Origin of the sequence: Agrobacterium sp. GD03872 (assembly GCF_029840625.1) — a bacterium.
GTDB lineage: Bacteria > Pseudomonadota > Alphaproteobacteria > Rhizobiales > Rhizobiaceae > Agrobacterium > Agrobacterium fabrum_A.
Genome location: NZ_JAOCCY010000012.1, coordinates 1 through 15,692, shown reverse-complemented (window position 1 = coordinate 15,692; position 15,692 = coordinate 1). Strand labels below are relative to the sequence as shown.

At 61.2% G+C, this 15,692-nt stretch carries 17 protein-coding genes; 12 read left to right on the top strand and 5 right to left on the bottom strand.

Translation table 11 applies throughout. The features are described from left to right. Positions 1-88: 88 nt before the first annotated feature. Both ctaD and coxB read right to left on the bottom strand, forming a co-directional pair. The gene (gene ctaD, locus N5D22_RS20485) at positions 89-1,804 is read right to left on the bottom strand and encodes a cytochrome c oxidase subunit I (protein WP_279657755.1); all 1,716 of its coding nucleotides are present in this window, start codon (positions 1,802-1,804) and stop codon (positions 89-91) included. A 16-nt stretch (positions 1,805-1,820) separates the two neighbouring features. Further along, a complete protein-coding gene (gene coxB / locus N5D22_RS20480) occupies positions 1,821-2,717 on the bottom strand; it encodes a cytochrome c oxidase subunit II (RefSeq protein ID WP_279657756.1) in 897 nt (298 codons plus the stop codon). A gap of 399 nt (positions 2,718-3,116) precedes the next feature. Between coxB and N5D22_RS20475 the strand changes: the two genes are divergently transcribed. The 5 genes from N5D22_RS20475 (at position 3,117) to N5D22_RS20455 (ending at position 6,937) form a co-directional block, all read left to right on the top strand. Next, the gene (locus tag N5D22_RS20475; protein WP_279657758.1) at positions 3,117-3,638 is read left to right on the top strand and encodes an invasion associated locus B family protein; all 522 of its coding nucleotides are present in this window, start codon (positions 3,117-3,119) and stop codon (positions 3,636-3,638) included. Positions 3,639-3,719: 81 nt separating this feature from the next. Beyond that, positions 3,720-5,135: a metalloprotease TldD gene (gene tldD / locus N5D22_RS20470; RefSeq protein ID WP_279657759.1), complete on the top strand. Its 1,416-nt coding sequence runs from the start codon at positions 3,720-3,722 to the stop codon at positions 5,133-5,135. A gap of 201 nt (positions 5,136-5,336) precedes the next feature. Further along, the gene (locus N5D22_RS20465) at positions 5,337-5,774 is read left to right on the top strand and encodes a VOC family protein (protein ID WP_003521098.1); all 438 of its coding nucleotides are present in this window, start codon (positions 5,337-5,339) and stop codon (positions 5,772-5,774) included. Positions 5,775-5,777: 3 nt separating this feature from the next. Continuing rightward, on the top strand, positions 5,778-6,452 hold the full coding sequence (locus N5D22_RS20460; RefSeq protein WP_279657760.1) for an HAD family phosphatase: 675 nt from the start codon (positions 5,778-5,780) through the stop codon (positions 6,450-6,452). A gap of 107 nt (positions 6,453-6,559) precedes the next feature. Next, positions 6,560-6,937 (top strand): hypothetical protein, encoded by a 378-nt coding sequence (locus tag N5D22_RS20455; RefSeq protein WP_279657761.1) that lies wholly within the window; start codon positions 6,560-6,562, stop codon positions 6,935-6,937. A gap of 48 nt (positions 6,938-6,985) precedes the next feature. Here the strand turns inward: N5D22_RS20455 and N5D22_RS20450 are convergent, their stop codons facing one another. After that, entirely contained in the window at positions 6,986-7,291 is a 306-nt protein-coding gene (locus tag N5D22_RS20450) for a MazG nucleotide pyrophosphohydrolase domain-containing protein (protein ID WP_279657762.1), read from the bottom strand. A gap of 154 nt (positions 7,292-7,445) precedes the next feature. On the opposite strand from N5D22_RS20450, the gene N5D22_RS20445 reads away from it, so the two are divergent. Then, complete coding sequence (locus N5D22_RS20445) at positions 7,446-8,225, top strand: sulfite exporter TauE/SafE family protein (RefSeq protein ID WP_279657772.1); 780 nt, start codon at positions 7,446-7,448, stop codon at positions 8,223-8,225. Between the two features lie 192 nt (positions 8,226-8,417). On the opposite strand, the gene pdxH is transcribed toward N5D22_RS20445, so the two are convergent. After that, positions 8,418-9,038, bottom strand: coding sequence for a pyridoxamine 5'-phosphate oxidase (pdxH, locus tag N5D22_RS20440; protein ID WP_279657763.1), 621 nt, complete (start codon positions 9,036-9,038; stop codon positions 8,418-8,420). A gap of 137 nt (positions 9,039-9,175) precedes the next feature. Here pdxH and N5D22_RS20435 point away from each other — a divergent pair, with 137 nt between their 5' ends. The 4 genes from N5D22_RS20435 (at position 9,176) to N5D22_RS20420 (ending at position 12,449) form a co-directional block, all read left to right on the top strand. Continuing rightward, positions 9,176-9,544, top strand: coding sequence for an RT0821/Lpp0805 family surface protein (locus N5D22_RS20435; protein ID WP_161987745.1), 369 nt, complete (start codon positions 9,176-9,178; stop codon positions 9,542-9,544). Between the two features lie 210 nt (positions 9,545-9,754). Continuing rightward, positions 9,755-10,870, top strand: a complete 1,116-nt coding sequence (locus N5D22_RS20430) for a DnaJ C-terminal domain-containing protein (protein WP_279657764.1) — start codon at positions 9,755-9,757, stop codon at positions 10,868-10,870. A gap of 131 nt (positions 10,871-11,001) precedes the next feature. Then, positions 11,002-11,820, top strand: a complete 819-nt coding sequence (gene fabI, locus N5D22_RS20425; protein WP_279657765.1) for an enoyl-ACP reductase FabI — start codon at positions 11,002-11,004, stop codon at positions 11,818-11,820. A gap of 35 nt (positions 11,821-11,855) precedes the next feature. Continuing rightward, positions 11,856-12,449, top strand: coding sequence for a histidine phosphatase family protein (locus N5D22_RS20420; protein ID WP_262516656.1), 594 nt, complete (start codon positions 11,856-11,858; stop codon positions 12,447-12,449). 280 nt (positions 12,450-12,729) lie between these two features. On the opposite strand, the gene N5D22_RS20415 is transcribed toward N5D22_RS20420, so the two are convergent. Further along, the gene (locus tag N5D22_RS20415) at positions 12,730-12,990 is read right to left on the bottom strand and encodes a DUF1344 domain-containing protein (RefSeq protein ID WP_006699882.1); all 261 of its coding nucleotides are present in this window, start codon (positions 12,988-12,990) and stop codon (positions 12,730-12,732) included. A gap of 438 nt (positions 12,991-13,428) precedes the next feature. On the opposite strand from N5D22_RS20415, the gene aroC reads away from it, so the two are divergent. Continuing rightward, positions 13,429-14,526: a chorismate synthase gene (gene aroC / locus N5D22_RS20410; RefSeq protein ID WP_078051164.1), complete on the top strand. Its 1,098-nt coding sequence runs from the start codon at positions 13,429-13,431 to the stop codon at positions 14,524-14,526. A 12-nt stretch (positions 14,527-14,538) separates the two neighbouring features. Continuing rightward, positions 14,539-15,639, top strand: a complete 1,101-nt coding sequence (gene ribB, locus N5D22_RS20405) for a 3,4-dihydroxy-2-butanone-4-phosphate synthase (RefSeq protein ID WP_279657767.1) — start codon at positions 14,539-14,541, stop codon at positions 15,637-15,639. Positions 15,640-15,692: the final 53 nt, after the last annotated feature.

Genomic DNA, 15,692 nt, shown 5'->3' with positions numbered 1-15,692 from the left:
TCGGGAAACGGCACGGACCGAACCGCGCCGTCCCTCTTTTTCAGCGCCGGGAACTCGCAGGCCCTGCCCGCGCCTTCCGGCCCGCGCATCAGCGAATGCGCGGCAGCTGTTCCCACTGATGGTAGGGCGGCGGCGAAGACAGCTGCCATTCGAGCGTCGTCGCGCCTTCACCCCAGGGATTGTTGCCGGCGATCCGCTTCTTTGCGAAGGCTTCCCAGACGCAGAAGAGGAAGATCAGCACGCCGACGGCCGAGATGTAGGAACCGTAGGAGGATACCATGTTCCAGCCGGCATAGGCATCGGGATAATCGATATAGCGGCGCGGCATGCCGGCAAGACCGAGGAAGTGCTGCGGGAAGAACACGAGGTTCACGCCCACGAACATGACCCAGAAATGCAGCTTGCCGAGGAACTCGCTATACATGTAGCCGGTGATCTTCGGGAACCAGTAATACCAGCCGGCGAAGATCGCGAAGACCGCGCCGAGCGACAGAACGTAGTGGAAGTGCGCCACCACGTAATAGGTGTCGTGCAGCGAACGGTCGAGACCGGCATTGGCGAGCTGCACGCCGGTGACGCCGCCGACCGTGAACAGGAAGATGAAGCCGATCGCCCAGACCATCGGGGTCGAGAAGGTCAGCGAACCGCCCCACATGGTGGCGATCCACGAGAAGATCTTGATACCCGTCGGCACCGCGATGACCATGGTGGCGAAGACGAAGTAGCGCTGCGCCTGGAGCGACAGGCCGACCGTATACATGTGGTGGGCCCAGACGATGAAGCCAACCGCACCGATGGCGACCATGGCATAGGCCATGCCGAGATAACCGAAGACCGGCTTCTTGGAGAAGGTGGACACGATGTGGCTGATGATGCCGAAACCGGGCAGGATCAGGATGTAGACTTCCGGGTGGCCGAAGAACCAGAACAGGTGCTGGTAAAGGATCGGGTCGCCGCCGCCTTCCGGCGAGAAGAATGCCGTGCCGAAGTTGCGGTCGGTCAGAAGCATGGTGATGCCGCCCGCCAGAACCGGCAGCGAAAGCAGCAGCAGGAACGCGGTGACCAGAACCGACCAGGCGAAGAGCGGCATCTTGTGCAGCGTCATGCCCGGGGCGCGCATGTTGAGGATGGTGGTGATGAAGTTGATCGCGCCGAGGATCGACGAAGCGCCCGAAACGTGCAGCGCGAAGATCGCCAGATCCACCGCCGGTCCCGGCATGCCGTTGGTCGATAAAGGCGGATAAAGCGTCCAGCCGCCGCCCACGCCATAGGCGCCCGCCGGCCCTTCGACGAAGAGCGACAGCAGCAGCAGGATGAAGGCCGGAACGATCAGCCAGAAGGAGATGTTGTTCAGGCGCGGGAAGGCCATGTCGGGAGCACCGATCATGATCGGGATCATCCAGTTGGCGAAACCGCCGATCAGCGCCGGCATGACCATGAAGAAGATCATGATCAGCGCATGCGCTGTCGTGAACACGTTGAACATGTGCTTGCCGCCGTCAATGGCGGCATCGCCCTCGAAACCGTAAACCATGGACGCCAGACCGTGGAAGATCTGGATGCCGGGTTCCTGAAGCTCCATGCGCATGACGACGGAAAGCCCGCCGCCGACGATACCGGCGATGATCGCGAAGATCAGGTAGAGCGTGCCGATATCCTTGTGGTTGGTCGACAGGAACCAGCGGGCGAAGAAGCCCGGCGTATGGGAATGATGCGCGTCATGCGAATGATCGTCATGAGCGTGGCCATCATGTGCGGAATGATCATGCGAGTGATGATCGTCGTGTGCGGAAGGTCCAGCCATTGTCCTCACTCCAGAATCAGTTGGTTTCGTTGGCGGCGACATCGACCGTGCGCGGCGCGCCGTCGACAGAGGCCATCAGCGCCCGGTTCGCACCGTTCAGATCGGAAGCGGCGGCGGCGAGCCAGGTGCTGTACTGCTGTTCGGAAACCACCCGAATGGCGATGGGCATGAAGGCGTGATCCTTGCCGCAGAGCTCGGAACACTGACCGTAATAAAGGCCTTCTTTTTCCGCCTTGAACCAGGTTTCGTTCAGGCGACCCGGAACGGCGTCGATCTTGACGCCGAAAGCCGGCATGGCGAAGGAATGGATCACATCCGTCGGTGCGGCGGTGACGAGCAGACGGACGGTCTTGCCGACCGGCACGACCATTTCATTGTCGACGGCGAGAAGACGCGGATAGCGGGCCTTGTCCTCCTTGCCCGCGGCGGCGCGATCCTGATCCTTCAGCATGTAGCTGTCGAAGGACACCGGCTCGGCGCCTTGGGCGGCCGTATATTCATAGCTCCACAGCCATTGCGTGGCGGTCGCCTTCAGCGTCACGTCGGGGTTTTCCGGCTGCGTGAGCTGCGCGTTCAGAAGATTGAACGAGGGGAAAGCAAGGAACAGGAGAATGAGAACCGGCGCCAGCGTCCAGACCACTTCGATTGCCGTGTTATGGCTGGTCTTGGAAGGCACCGGATTTTTCGCGGCGCGAAACTTCAGAACGACGACGATGAGCAGCGCAAGAACGAAAAGCGTGACCGGAACAATGAACCAGAGCGTATATTGTTCGAACCAGCGTATTTCGTGCATGATCGGCGTGGCGGCCTCCTGCATGCCCATTTGCCAATGCACCGGCTGATCGGCGTGGGCGCCGACAGCCGTGAGCAGACAGGTCATCCCCGCCAGTGCTGCGTAAATCCTATTCGTCACGGTACCCTCTCCCTCACGCGTCTGATCTAGATCAATCACAGACGCAGAATCCATGCTTATGGTACTAACTTCAAACCACAGTTTGTCCTCTGCCGCAATATGCGTCGGGACACGGATGCGCCCCAATTTTGCCATTGATCAATCCACGGTCGACTTTCCCGCGCACCATGCGGGAGCCGACCGGCCGAACGCGGTTTCAGGCGGCGATAATGCGGCAAAGCCCCTTCTTCCGGCTGGTTTCATTGCCGGATAACGGATGTCGCGCCCGGCAAATCAGACGCCCATCTGGCCGGACAGGTCCTATTTCCGCCCAACTCCGCTGGAATTGAAGGCTCGAGGCTTTTTTTTCCGGATTATGGCGTCAAAATAGCCGCACTGATTCGAATCCCAGAGGTATCCATGCGTCTTTCCCCGCTCGCGCGCACTTTTCTTGCCGCCGCCGGTCTTGCCATCATCGCTCCCGCCGCCGCGGCGCTGGCGCAACAGCAGCCCGGAACGCCGAAGTCGACGCATGGCGCATGGTCGGTCATCTGCGACAAGCCGGCGGGCGCATCCGAAGAACAATGCGCGCTGATGCAGAACGTCATCGCCGACGACCGGCCTGAAGTGGGGCTTTCGGTGGTGGTGCTGAAGACGGCGGACCGCAAGTCGCGCATCCTTCGCATCCTCGCGCCGCTCGGCGTGCTTTTGAAGGATGGCATGGAGCTTTACATCGACAATAACAATATCGGCCGCGCCTATTTCACCCGCTGCTTCTCCGAAGGCTGCTATGTCGAGGTGGATATCGACGACGAGCTGCTGAAGGTGCTGCGCGCCGGCAAGAACGCGGTTTTCGCGCTGCGCGAGGCCGTGGACCAGGATCGCGTCGGTATTCCGATCGAGCTTTCCGGCTTTGCCGAGGGTTACGACGCGCTTCCATAAAGCCCGCCATCAAGGGACAGCCTTGCGTCCGTCCGCTCCAGTGCCTAAATCGGTCATGAACGATAATGACTGGAGCCTCCCATGACCGACGATCTTGTAAAACTCTTCGATTGCGACGAAACGCAATTGCGCAAGCTCGTCGGCGAGGCGCTTGCCGGCGCTGACGATGGCGAACTTTTCATCGAACATGCCCAGGCCGAATCGCTGACCTTCGACAACGGCCGGCTGAAGGGCGGCTCCTTCAACACCGATCAGGGTTTCGGCCTGCGCGCCGTCGCCGGCGAAACGGTTGGCTACGCCCATGCGGGCGAGCTGTCGCAAGGCGCGCTGAAGCGTGCTTCGGATGCGGTGGGCGCGGTGACCAAAGGTTATTCCGGCTCCTATGCCGCCGCGCCGCAGCGCACCAACAAGAAACTCTATGGCGACGAGAACCCCATCGGCAGCCCGAGCTTTGAAGAGAAGGTAAAGCTTCTCACCGATATCGACGCCTATCTGCGCGACAAGGATCCGAATGTCCGGCAGGTCACGGCGACTATTTCCGCAAGCTGGCAGGTGGTGGACATCCTGCGCGCCGACGGACACCGCGTCAGCGATGTCAGGCCGATGACCCGCATCAACATCTCCGTCGTGGCGGGCGAAGGCGACCGGCAGGAAAGCGGCTCCTACGGCATTGGCGGCCGCGTCGGCTTTGGCGATTTCATCACCACGGAAAACTGGCAGCACGGCGCGGATGAGGCGCTGCGCCAGGCGCTCGTCAACCTCACCGCCATCGATGCGCCGGCAGGCACCATGGATGTGGTGCTCGGCTCCGGCTGGCCGGGCGTCATGCTGCACGAGGCGGTTGGCCACGGCCTGGAAGGCGATTTCAACCGCAAGAAAACCTCGGCCTTCGCCGGCCTGATGGGCGAAATGGTCGCCGCCCCCGGTGTCACAGTGGTGGATGACGGCACCATCGACAGCCGCCGCGGCTCGCTGACCGTGGACGATGAAGGTACGCCTTCCGGCTATAATGTGCTGATCGAGAACGGCAGGCTGGTCGGTTACATGCAGGACCGGCAGAACGCCCGGCTGATGGGCGCCAAGCCGACCGGCAACGGCCGCCGGCAGGGCTACGCCTATGTGCCGATGCCGCGCATGACCAATACCTATATGCTATCAGGCGACAAGACGCCGGAAGAGATCATCGCTTCCGTGAAGAAGGGCATCTATGCCGTTTCCTTCGGCGGCGGCCAGGTGGATATCACTTCCGGCAAATTCGTGTTCGGCTGCACCGAGGCCTACCTCATCGAGAACGGCAGGATCGGCGCACCGGTGAAGGGCGCGATGCTGATCGGCAACGGGCCGGATGCGATGAAGCGCGTGTCGATGATCGGCAACGATTCCAAACTCGATACCGGCATCGGCAATTGCGGCAAGGCCGGACAATGGGTGCCGGTCGGCGTCGGCCAGCCGCATCTGCGCATGGACCAGATCACCGTCGGCGGTACGAAGGCTTAGTTCCGCGGCATGGCGCGGTCGCGGGAAACGTCGAACCTGCCGCGACAGTCCTCACCCGCAGCGTCGCCGCCCTGTCAGCCCATAACCCCGCACATGGCTGCCATGATGAGGTTTCCTCTGGCATGCGGCCGGGAAGACGGTAAGATCATCTCTCATGGCAGGCCCCTCCTCCCACCCCGGGCCCGCGCGGCAAAGGAGACCATGACCATCATACGAAATGCCCTCGTTCCTGAACTTGCCGTCAGCGACTGGCAGAAAAGCCGCGCCTTTTATTGCGACCTGATCGGTTTTCATGTGGTCTATGAGCGCCCCGAAGAGGGTTTCACCTATCTGGCGCTGGGCGATGCCCAGCTGATGATCGACCAGATCGGCGCAACCCGGACCTTCGTGACTGACAATGCCGCACTTGAATTTCCGCTCGGCCGCGGCATGAACCTGCAACTCGCCGTTCCCTCCCTGCAACCCATTCTTTCCCGGCTGGAGCGATCCTCCATCGATCTCGTCATGCCGCTGGAGGAAAAATGGTACAGGCGCGGCACGGTCGAAGTGGGCAACCGGCAATTCATCGTCGCCGATCCCGATGGTTATCTGATCCGCCCGTTCGAGAGCCTCGGCGAACGGCCCTTCCGGTTCGGTTAAGCCATGCTGCCTTTTCTTCCGCAGGCCGTGGTTTTCGACATGGACGGATTGCTGATCGAGAGCGAGAGGCTCTATCGCGATTCATTTCTGGCTGCCTCCGAGGAAGGCGGCCACGGCATGAAGGTCGAGACCTATCAGAAGGTCTGCGGCAGCCCGTGGGACGTCATCACCGGCACCATCTTTGCCGATTATGGCGCGGATTTTCCGATCGACAGTTTCCGCGACGCCTGGCTCCGGCATCTTGGCGTGATGATGGCTGATGGCGTGGCGCTGAAGCCGGGCGTCATCGACATTCTCGATCTGCTCGACCGGCTCGATATCCGCCGCGCCATCGCCACCTCGTCGCGGCACGATTCGGTCACTCGCCATCTCGGCCCCCACGATCTTCTCAGACGTTTCGACACCATCGTCGCGCGCGGCGACTATACCGAACCGAAACCCGCACCCATGCCCTACCTCACCGCAGCCCGACGGCTTGACCTCGATCCGGGCCGCTGCCTTGCGCTGGAGGATTCCTACTCGGGCGTACGTTCAGCCACATCGGCGGGCATGATGACGATCATGGTGCCGGATGTGGCGCCGCCGACCGCGGAAATGCGGGAGAAGTGCATTGCCATTGCAAGCGACCTTCATGCGGTGGCCGGTCTCATGCAGCAGGTATTGCTTTCCGGGGCATGAAGCCGCGTCACATGGCCTTAGCCATCGGTCTTTATGGTGAGGCCCATACCGGCCGACAGGCCGGCCTGATTTAAATTCATTGCGGCGCATCCATGGAAGGGGCGATCATGCAACTTGTTGCGGTGTCGGTCGCGACGCTGATATTGCTCGCCCTTTCCGCGTTTCAGATTGCCCTTGCGGCGGGTGCGCCCTTCGGTCGCTTTGCCTGGGGCGGCGAGTACAGGGTATTGCCCGCCATACAGCGCATCGCCAGCGTCGTGTCTGTCCCGATCTATGCCTTTGCCGCATCTTTTCCGCTGCAAAAGGCGGGTCTTGTCAGCATCTGGCCGGCGGGCTTCATCGAGCCCGGCATCTGGACCATCGCCTGCACTCTCGCAGTGAGCATCGGATTGAACGCCATGTCGCGAAGCCGCCCGGAGCGCATGGTCATGACGCCGGTGGCGGCTGTGCTGGCCGTTCTGTTCTTTATCGTTTCGCTCTCATAAACACCGAGCGGCGGACCGCCGCAAAGGCTGGTCCACTCGCAGCAGAGGTCATGCCGAAGGCCTGAAGCGCCACTTCCGCTCTATCGACGCCTCGATATCGAGACCATTGGAATGCGCCAGCAGCAGCACATGCCCGAGCAGATCGGCGGTTTCATCGGCCAGATCCCGCTTCAGGTCTTCCTCGCTCCGGCCCTTGCTGCGCCCTCGCCCCGTCAGCCGGTTCCAGGCCTGCGTCACCTCGCCCACCTCCTCCTGAAGCTTCAGCATGTACCAGTCCGGATCACGGGCGATCCCGTTTTCATCGGCATATTTCTGCGAGGCCACCTCGAACTGGCGCATCATGGACATGAGCATTTGTTCATCCTTTGTTCGTAGACTACAACTCTAATCACGATTCTCCGGCGAGGTCGATTCGAAAGGGCGGCGCCATATCGCCGTGACCGAAATTTCCGCGACAGGCGTCCTTAGCAGGGCTACGAAAAAGGTATTCGAAACCGTGCCGTCATCCATGTCCTATCTCGATTTTTTCTCCTCGCTCGTCACCGCGCATAGCCCGGCGCTGCTCGCCATGTTTGCGGGCGCGGCGTTTCTTGCCGGCCTCGCCCGCGGTTTCTCCGGCTTCGGGGCGGCGCTCATTTTCATTCCATTGGCCAGCGCCATCGTCGGGCCGCGTATCGCTTCAGCCGTTCTGCTGGTGGTGGACGGTGTCCTGACGCTCGGCATGATACCGCCTGCCTTTCGCATGGCCGACCGGCGCGAGGTCTTCACCATGGCGGCCGGTGCCCTTGTCGGCGTGCCGGTTGGCACCCTGTTGCTTTCAAAGGGGGATCCACTGACCCTGCGCTGGCTCATCTCCGGCGTGGTCGTGGTGCTGCTGGTATTTCTTGTGTCCGGCTGGCGTTATAGCGGCCGGCCGAAAACGCCGCTCACCGTCTTCACCGGGTTTCTGGCCGGGCTGTTTTCGGGGGCTGCGCAACTGGGCGGCCCGCCCGTCGTCGCCTATTGGCTGGGCGGGGCACTGAAAGGCGCTTTCGTGCGCGCCAATGTCATTCTCTATTTCGCGGTTTCGACGGTGTTTTCCATCGCCAGCTATTTTGTCGGCGGCCTGTTCACCGCCGATGTCTTCGTGTTTTTCCTGCTCGCCCTGCCCTTTTATGGGGCGGGCCTTTATGCCGGCGCGCAATTGCACAGGCTTGCCGACGAGGCGGCGTTCCGGCGCATCTGCTATGGGCTGATCGCCATCTCCGCCGTCATCGGCCTGCCGCTGTTCGATTCGCTGCTGAAATAGGCGAAGACAGGGACTGCCTTCAACTGTAACAGCAGTGTGCTTCCTTCTCCGTCATCCTCGCCCTTGAGGCGAGGATCCACAATCAGGCGCGACCATGGATCCTCGGGTCAAGCCCGAGGATGACGTCGAGTTTGGCGTGAGATTTCACCAACAACCCGAACGCCTTCGCCACAGTCAACGCTTTCGCCGCAATCAAGGATACATGCGGACTTTGGACCAGGGCGCATCCGGCGTCTCGCGGCGGAATTCGATGCGATCATGCAGGCGGAACTTGCGGTCGTGCCAGAATTCGATGCTGAGCGGCCGGATGCGGAAGCCGGACCAGTAGGACGGGCGCGGAATATCGCCGATGGCATATCTGGCGGTATATTCCGCCACGGCCTTTTCCAGCGCGAAACGGCCTTCCAGCGGCCGAGACTGCTTGGACGCCCAGGCGCCGATGCGGCTGCCGCGCGGACGCGAGGCGTAATAGGCATCCGCCTCCTCGTCACTGACGATCTCCACCTCACCGCGCAGGCGCACCTGCCGCCGCAGGCTTTTCCAGTGGAAACACATGGCCGCTTTTTTCTGACCGAGGATCTCCTGACCCTTCTGGCTTTCGAAATTCGTGTAGAAAACAAAGCCTCGGTCGTCGACGCCTTTCAGCAGCACCATGCGCACATTCGGCAGACCATTTTCGTCCACGGTGGCAAGCGCTACCGCGTTCGGATCGTTGATTTCGGAAGCCGTCGCATCCTTCAGCCATTCGGCAAAAAGCGTGAACGGTTCATTTTCTTCCGTGAAGTCACTGGATGTTAACCCCGTTTCCGACATATTGACTAAAATGCTCCCGAGCTGATTTGGACCCCAGAGATGATCTCTGGCGAAAGATGGTGACCGTCATAGCAAAGTCGAACAGTCGAACAAAGAGCCTCCTTTCGTCGGTAGCGGAAGTTTCCGCCGTCGTGTCAATGCTTGTGGTGCTGAGCGGCTGCGTCAGCCTCGATCTGTTCGGCGGCGACAAGGTCGACCGCTCGCTTTCCACGGCCTCCATTCCCAACCAGCCGAACAATGCGCCGCAGACCGACGATGCGACCATCCGCAACGCCGTCACCTCGGCCGATCTCGCCAAGCTTGCCGATCAGCCGCTGCCCTGGGCCAATGCCGCCACCGGCAGCGCCGGCGTCGTCACCGCCATCCATGAAGACAAATCCAGCGGTTTCGTCTGCCGCGATTTCAGGACGACACGCCACTCCTTCGAGGGCGTGGCGAGCTATGCCGGACAGGCCTGCCTGTCGGAAACCGGCGAATGGCTGCTGACCCGCTTCGAGCAGAAATAATCTGTTTACCCTGCCATCGGGAATAGAACCGGCCGGGCGCGGCGCGCTTCCTGCGTAAAGGAGTGATTAGCAACTTATTGCAACAGTCGACGTTGATAAAACGAGGGCGTGCGGGCGAATGATCGCGGGCGCGCCTTTTCGGAGGGGTTAGTTTCAGGATTGCGCCATGACAGGCGGCAGGCGCCTGAGCCAACGTAACTGGTGTTTCGCATGCGCGATCCATATTCGATCCTCGGCGTAAAACGTGACGCCCGCCATGAGGAGATCAAGGCCGCCTGGCGCACGAAGGCGAAAACCGTCCATCCGGACGCCAATCGCGACGATCCCGATGCCTCGGCGCGATTCGCCGAGATCGGCCAGGCCTATGATCTTCTGAAAGACCCGAAGAAACGCGATCTTTACGATCAGGCCCGCAAGGCGGCCGAGAAAAAGCAGCGCGGCGAAACCATCATGCAGCAGCGGGAAGCCGCGCGCGAGGCCGCCGAACGCGCCAAGGCGGCTGAAAAACTGATGGAGGAACTGGCCCGCGCCGACGCCCGCAACCGGGCGCAGGCTGGCCAGAAAACCGACGCAAAAGCGGAAACCGCCGAAGATATCGTCGAGCGGATTTTTGGCGCCGAGGCGCAGAACGATCCCAAGGTGCAGCAGGCGGCGGAAGCGGCAAAGGCTGCCGCGAGCGCCGCAAAAGGCGATATGCCCGCCGCCGGCGAAACCACGCAGCCCGGCGCTGGCGACGACAGGACCGCACCCACCTCGCTTGCCGCCAATCTCTTCAACGCCCTCGTGCGCCGGTTCCGCACCCCGCAGCAGACGCCCGAAAAAGCGCCTGACATCACCGCGGAAGCCACTGTCACGGTCGCCGATCTGCTGGAGCACAAGTGGATTACCGTGCCGCTTGCCGATGAACGCGAAGTCCGCTTCCAGCTTGAGGCCGGCATGACGGACGGGCATGTGGTGCGGCTGAAGGGACAGGGGCTGAAACTTCCCAACATGGCGCGCGGCGATCTTGCCGTGACATTGCTGGCCGCCCGCGACGACGCCTTTTCCCTTCGCGGCTTCGATATCCACACGACATTGCCGATCTCGCTCAGCGACGCGGTTCTGGGCTGCGAAGCGAAAGTTCGGACACCGCTCGGTGAGGAAAATGTCACGATTCCCGCCTGGTCCGGCTCCGACCGGGTGCTGAGGCTTGCCGGCAAGGGTTTATCCGACGGCAAGGGCGGCTCCGGTGATCTCATCATCGAATTGCGCATCGTCCTGCTCGAAAAGCCGGATGAAAAGGTGACCGACCTGATGCGGCACATGCGCGAGGGCCTGTATCTGTGAAAGTTTTGCGAATAGCCGGGACAACGCACCCTTTGTTACGTTCCCTAACAGTTGATGATCTTTGGCAATCTTGAACAGGATTGCAGCCTATGCCATAGGCAGGACCGATCAAAAGTACTAGGGAGCATAAAATGGCTCAGGCATCCGGCCTCATGGCTGGCAAACGCGGCCTCATCATGGGTGTCGCCAATAATCGTTCAATCGCTTGGGGCATTGCAAAGGCCTGCGCGGACGCAGGTGCGGAACTCGCACTCACTTGGCAGGGCGATGCGCTGAAGAAGCGCGTCGAGCCGCTCGCGCAGGAACTCGGCGCCTTCATGGCCGGCCACTGTGACGTCACCGATCTCGAGACGATCGATGCCGTTTTTGCTGCGCTGGAAAAGCACTGGGGCAAGATCGACTTCGTCGTGCACGCCATCGCGTTTTCCGACAAGGACGAGCTGACGGGTCGTTACCTCGACACCAGCCGCGACAACTTCAACCGCACCATGGACATTTCCGTCTTCTCGCTGGCCGCTGTCGCCAAGCGGGCGGAGCCGGTCATGAATGACGGCGGCTCGATCATCACGCTCACCTATTACGGTGCCGAGAAGGTGATGCCGAACTACAACGTCATGGGCGTGGCCAAGGCCGCTCTCGAGGCCAGCGTGCGTTACCTCGCGGTCGACCTCGGCAATCGCGGCATCCGCGTCAACGCTGTTTCCGCCGGCCCGATCAAGACGCTTGCCGCTTCCGGCATCGGCGATTTCCGTTATATTCTGAAGTGGAACGAATATAACGCGCCGCTGAAGCGCACGGTTTCCATCGAGGAAGTCGGCAAGTCGGCGCTTTACCTGCTGTCCGATCTTTCGACCGCCGTGACCGGTGAAATCCACCATGTCGATTCCGGCTATCACACCATCGGCATGAAGGCAGTGGATGCGCCCGACATTTCGGTGGTGAAGGACTGACCGCCAGCGGAAATGCTTGAAACAGGGGTATCGCCTTGCTCGTCTATGTGATCCGGCACGGACAAACGGACTGGAATGCGATACGCCGGCTTCAGGGCCAGAAAGACATTCCGCTCAACGATTTCGGCCGCCAGCAGGCGGTCGGCAATGGCAGGCTGCTCGCCCATTTGCTCGGCGAGCAGGCCACGGATTTCGACTATGTGGCAAGCCCGCTCGGGCGCACGCGCGAGACCATGGAACTGATGCGCGGCGCGATGGGTCTCGACCCCCTTGCCTACCGCACCGACGACCGCCTGATCGAAGTTTCCTTCGGCGACTGGGAGGGGCAGACCCTGCCGGAGCTGAAAAAAGAGTTTCCCGACCGGGTGAAGGCGCGCAAGGCCAACAAGTGGGATTTCATTCCCCCCGGCCAGGATGCCGAAAGTTATGAGATCCTGTCCTGGCGCATCGGCGCATGGCTCTCTTCCGTCGAAGTGCCGACGGTCTGCGTCTGCCATGGCGGCGTCATCCGCTCCATCTTCCGGCTGGTATCGGGCATGGACAAGGACGAGGCGTCAAGGACGCAGATACCGCAGGACCGGATTTTGAAGGTCGAGATCGACAGGAACAGTGCGGAGTGGGTGTCGTGAGGGCTCAGGCAGCATAAGCTTCCGCACCGTCCTCTTTGATACGCTTTTATTTGGCTAAACGTCGCCTCTCGTTTCTTCTCCCCGCCGGGGAGAAGGTGGCCCGAAGGGTCGGATGAGGGGGGTAACGCCAGCGATAGACCGCACCCTTGCCCCCTCATCCCGCTGCCGCGGACTTCTCCCCGGCGGGGAGAAGAAACAAGCCGCATCCGCTCATCAGGCGTTTTATCGTAATGGCAGAGGAAAGAATCGCCTCATCGGCAGGCAGAGCCGCAATCGCCGCTTACTCAACGACCTGAAGATCGTCGACCACGCGTTTCCCATCCACTTCCGTGTAGAAAACCACAACCTTGACGCCCGCCTTCAGGCCTTCGAAGTTGAATTCCTCAGGCACGCGATAGGTCTTGCCGTCGTTGAGCGTAATGCTCAGCCCGTTCGCATCGATCTTGCTGATCGTGCCTTCCACGTCGACGCTCTGCGCGAAGCCGTTGATGGGCATCAGGAGGTTGGCGGTGGCCAGAAGGGCGGCAATCATCATACGCATCGATCTAGCTTTCGTGGATTTGCGTGAAAACCTTACATGCATGAAGAATTGCCTTTCGAATGTGGCGGAAATTGCCCGCAACCATGACATTTTCGGCCCAATTGATGAACGGATTTGGGATCGTGTTCAAGCCGTTAGTGATTTTTACACCGCATTTCCCGGCAATATTGGAAAACTCCGGATAAACGTGGAAAACGGCGGCGCTTTTACATTTTCGTCATCCTGAAAAACCTTGCCGGCCGGTGCGAATCGCCGCCCCCAGCCTTATCCCCGTGCCTGCCGCAGGAATGAGGGCGGAGACCCGACGTGGCGCGCACCGCACTTATCCGGCCACTGAGAAAGAAAGGCTTTTGCCTTGCCCGGATTTTCCACTAAGACAAATCCGCTTGTTTCAAACGGCGCTGTCCACAGGCGCCCTGTTTTCCGGTTTTGAGAGCTATGTCGCATAACAGTTTCGGTCATCTTTTCCGCGTTACCACCTGGGGAGAAAGCCACGGGCCGGCGCTCGGCTGCGTGGTGGATGGCTGCCCGCCCGGCATTCGTTTCACCCTTGCCGAGGTGCAGCACTGGATGGACAAGCGCAAACCCGGCCAGAGCCGTTTCGTGACCCAGCGCCGCGAGGATGACATCGTCAAGGTTCTCTCCGGCGTGATGCTGGATGAGGACGGCGAGACGATGATAACCACCGGCACGCCGATTTCCATGCTGATCGAAAACACCGACCAGCGCTCCAAGGATTACGGCGAAATCGCCAAACGTTTCCGCCCCGGCCATGCGGATTTCACCTATGACCTGAAATACGGCATTCGCGACTATCGCGGCGGCGGACGTTCTTCCGCGCGTGAAACGGCAGCGCGTGTCGCCGCCGGCGCAATTGCCCGCAAGGTGGTGCCGAGCCTCAATGTGCGCGGCGCGCTGGTGCAGATCGGCAAGCACAAAATCAACCGCGACAACTGGGACTGGGATCAGGTCGACCAGAACCCGTTCTTCTGCCCGGATGCCGCCATGGTGCCGGTATGGGAAGAGTATCTCGACGGCATCCGCAAGGCCGGCTCCTCCATCGGGGCCGTCGTCGAAGTGGTGGCGGAAGGCGTTCCAGCCGGCATCGGCGCGCCGATCTATGCCAAGCTTGATCAGGATATCGCCTCCAGCCTGATGTCGATCAACGCCGTCAAGGGCGTGGAGATCGGCGAAGGTTTCGCCTCCGCCGAGCTTTCCGGCGAGGAAAATGCCGATGAGATGCGCATGGGCAATGACGGCAAGCCGATCTTCCTCTCCAACCATGCCGGCGGCATTCTGGGCGGCATCGCGACCGGCGAGCCTGTCATCGCCCGCTTCGCCATCAAGCCCACCTCCTCCATTCTGACGGAGCGTCTTTCCATCGATACCGACGGCAACAATGTGGACGTGCGCACCAAGGGCCGCCATGACCCCTGCGTCGGCATCCGCGCCGTGCCTATCGGCGAAGCGATGATCGCCTGCACCGTTGCCGACCACTATCTGAGGGATCGCGGCCAGACCGGCCGTTTGAAGTGAGGGGATATCGCCATGGCCTATGACCAGAAACGCGTCGTCGACGCCATCCGCGCTTTCGAAGCCGGCGAAATCGTTGTCGTGACCGATGATGACGACCGTGAGAACGAAGGGGACCTGATCATTTCGGCGGTGCACTGCACACCGGAGAAAATGGCGCTGATTGTGCGCCACACCTCCGGCATCGTCTGTGCGCCCATGCCGCGCGAGGAAGCCAAGCGGCTGAACCTCAACGCCATGGTGGCGGAAAATGACAGCGCGCATACCACGGCCTTCACCGTCAGCGTCGATTTCAAGCACGGCACCACGACCGGCATCTCCGCCGATGACCGCACCCTAACGGTGCGCAACCTTGCCAATCCCAATGTCGGCGCTGCCGATTTCACCCGGCCGGGCCACATTTTCCCGCTGATTTCCCGCGAGGGCGGCGTGCTGATGCGCTCCGGCCATACCGAAGCGGCGGTCGATCTCTGCCGTCTCGCCGGCCTGCCGCCCATCGGCGTCATCAGCGAGCTGGTGAATGACGACGGCACGGTGATGCGTGGTCCGCAGGTGCTGGATTTCGCCGAAAAACACGGCATGAAACACGTTTCGGTCGCCGATCTCATCGCCTATCGCCAGCGCAAGGAAACGCTGGTGGAGATGGAATCCTCCTTCACCATCGAGACACCCTTCGGACCGGCCAAGGCGCAGACCTATTCCCTGCCCTGGGACCCGATGCAGCACATGGCGGTGATTTTCGGCGATATCCGCGATGGCATCGACATTCCGGTCCGCCTGCACCCGGAAAATGTCGCCGACGACGTGTTCGGTGACCGCCAGCCGGTGCGGCACTATATGCAGAAGATCGCCGAAGAAGGCCGCGGCGTCATCGTTTATCTGCGTGAGGGCTCCGTCGGTGTCGGTCAGGTGACCGGACGGCGCAAGGCGCGCGACCCGGACGAGGCGCATGCACAGGCCCGTTCGCGCGAAAACGAATGGCTGGAAATCGGCCTCGGTGCGCAGATCCTGAAAGATCTCGGCATCAGCTCGATCAAGCTGCTGACCACCCGCGAACGGCATTATGTCGGGCTGGAAGGGTTCGGCATCAAGATTTCAGCGACGGATATCTGCTGATTTTGGGGGGTTGCCTTGGTTTTCCAGGGCAATTGTGAAGCGAGTGGGTGCCC

Bases quoted from the DNA above. Each gene is read 5' to 3' on its own strand.
- ctaD (WP_279657755.1), bottom strand. From the start codon at position 1,804: ATGGCTGGACCTTCCGCACACGACGATCATCACTCGCATGATCATTCC.
- N5D22_RS20475 (WP_279657758.1), top strand. From the start codon at position 3,117: ATGCGTCTTTCCCCGCTCGCGCGCACTTTTCTTGCCGCCGCCGGTCTT.
- tldD (WP_279657759.1), top strand. From the start codon at position 3,720: ATGACCGACGATCTTGTAAAACTCTTCGATTGCGACGAAACGCAATTG.
- N5D22_RS20465 (WP_003521098.1), top strand. From the start codon at position 5,337: ATGACCATCATACGAAATGCCCTCGTTCCTGAACTTGCCGTCAGCGAC.
- N5D22_RS20460 (WP_279657760.1), top strand. From the start codon at position 5,778: ATGCTGCCTTTTCTTCCGCAGGCCGTGGTTTTCGACATGGACGGATTG.
- N5D22_RS20455 (WP_279657761.1), top strand. From the start codon at position 6,560: ATGCAACTTGTTGCGGTGTCGGTCGCGACGCTGATATTGCTCGCCCTT.
- N5D22_RS20450 (WP_279657762.1), bottom strand. From the start codon at position 7,291: ATGCTCATGTCCATGATGCGCCAGTTCGAGGTGGCCTCGCAGAAATAT.
- N5D22_RS20445 (WP_279657772.1), top strand. From the start codon at position 7,446: ATGTCCTATCTCGATTTTTTCTCCTCGCTCGTCACCGCGCATAGCCCG.
- pdxH (WP_279657763.1), bottom strand. From the start codon at position 9,038: ATGTCGGAAACGGGGTTAACATCCAGTGACTTCACGGAAGAAAATGAA.
- N5D22_RS20435 (WP_161987745.1), top strand. From the start codon at position 9,176: ATGCTTGTGGTGCTGAGCGGCTGCGTCAGCCTCGATCTGTTCGGCGGC.
- N5D22_RS20430 (WP_279657764.1), top strand. From the start codon at position 9,755: ATGCGCGATCCATATTCGATCCTCGGCGTAAAACGTGACGCCCGCCAT.
- fabI (WP_279657765.1), top strand. From the start codon at position 11,002: ATGGCTCAGGCATCCGGCCTCATGGCTGGCAAACGCGGCCTCATCATG.
- N5D22_RS20415 (WP_006699882.1), bottom strand. From the start codon at position 12,990: ATGCGTATGATGATTGCCGCCCTTCTGGCCACCGCCAACCTCCTGATG.
- aroC (WP_078051164.1), top strand. From the start codon at position 13,429: ATGTCGCATAACAGTTTCGGTCATCTTTTCCGCGTTACCACCTGGGGA.
- ribB (WP_279657767.1), top strand. From the start codon at position 14,539: ATGGCCTATGACCAGAAACGCGTCGTCGACGCCATCCGCGCTTTCGAA.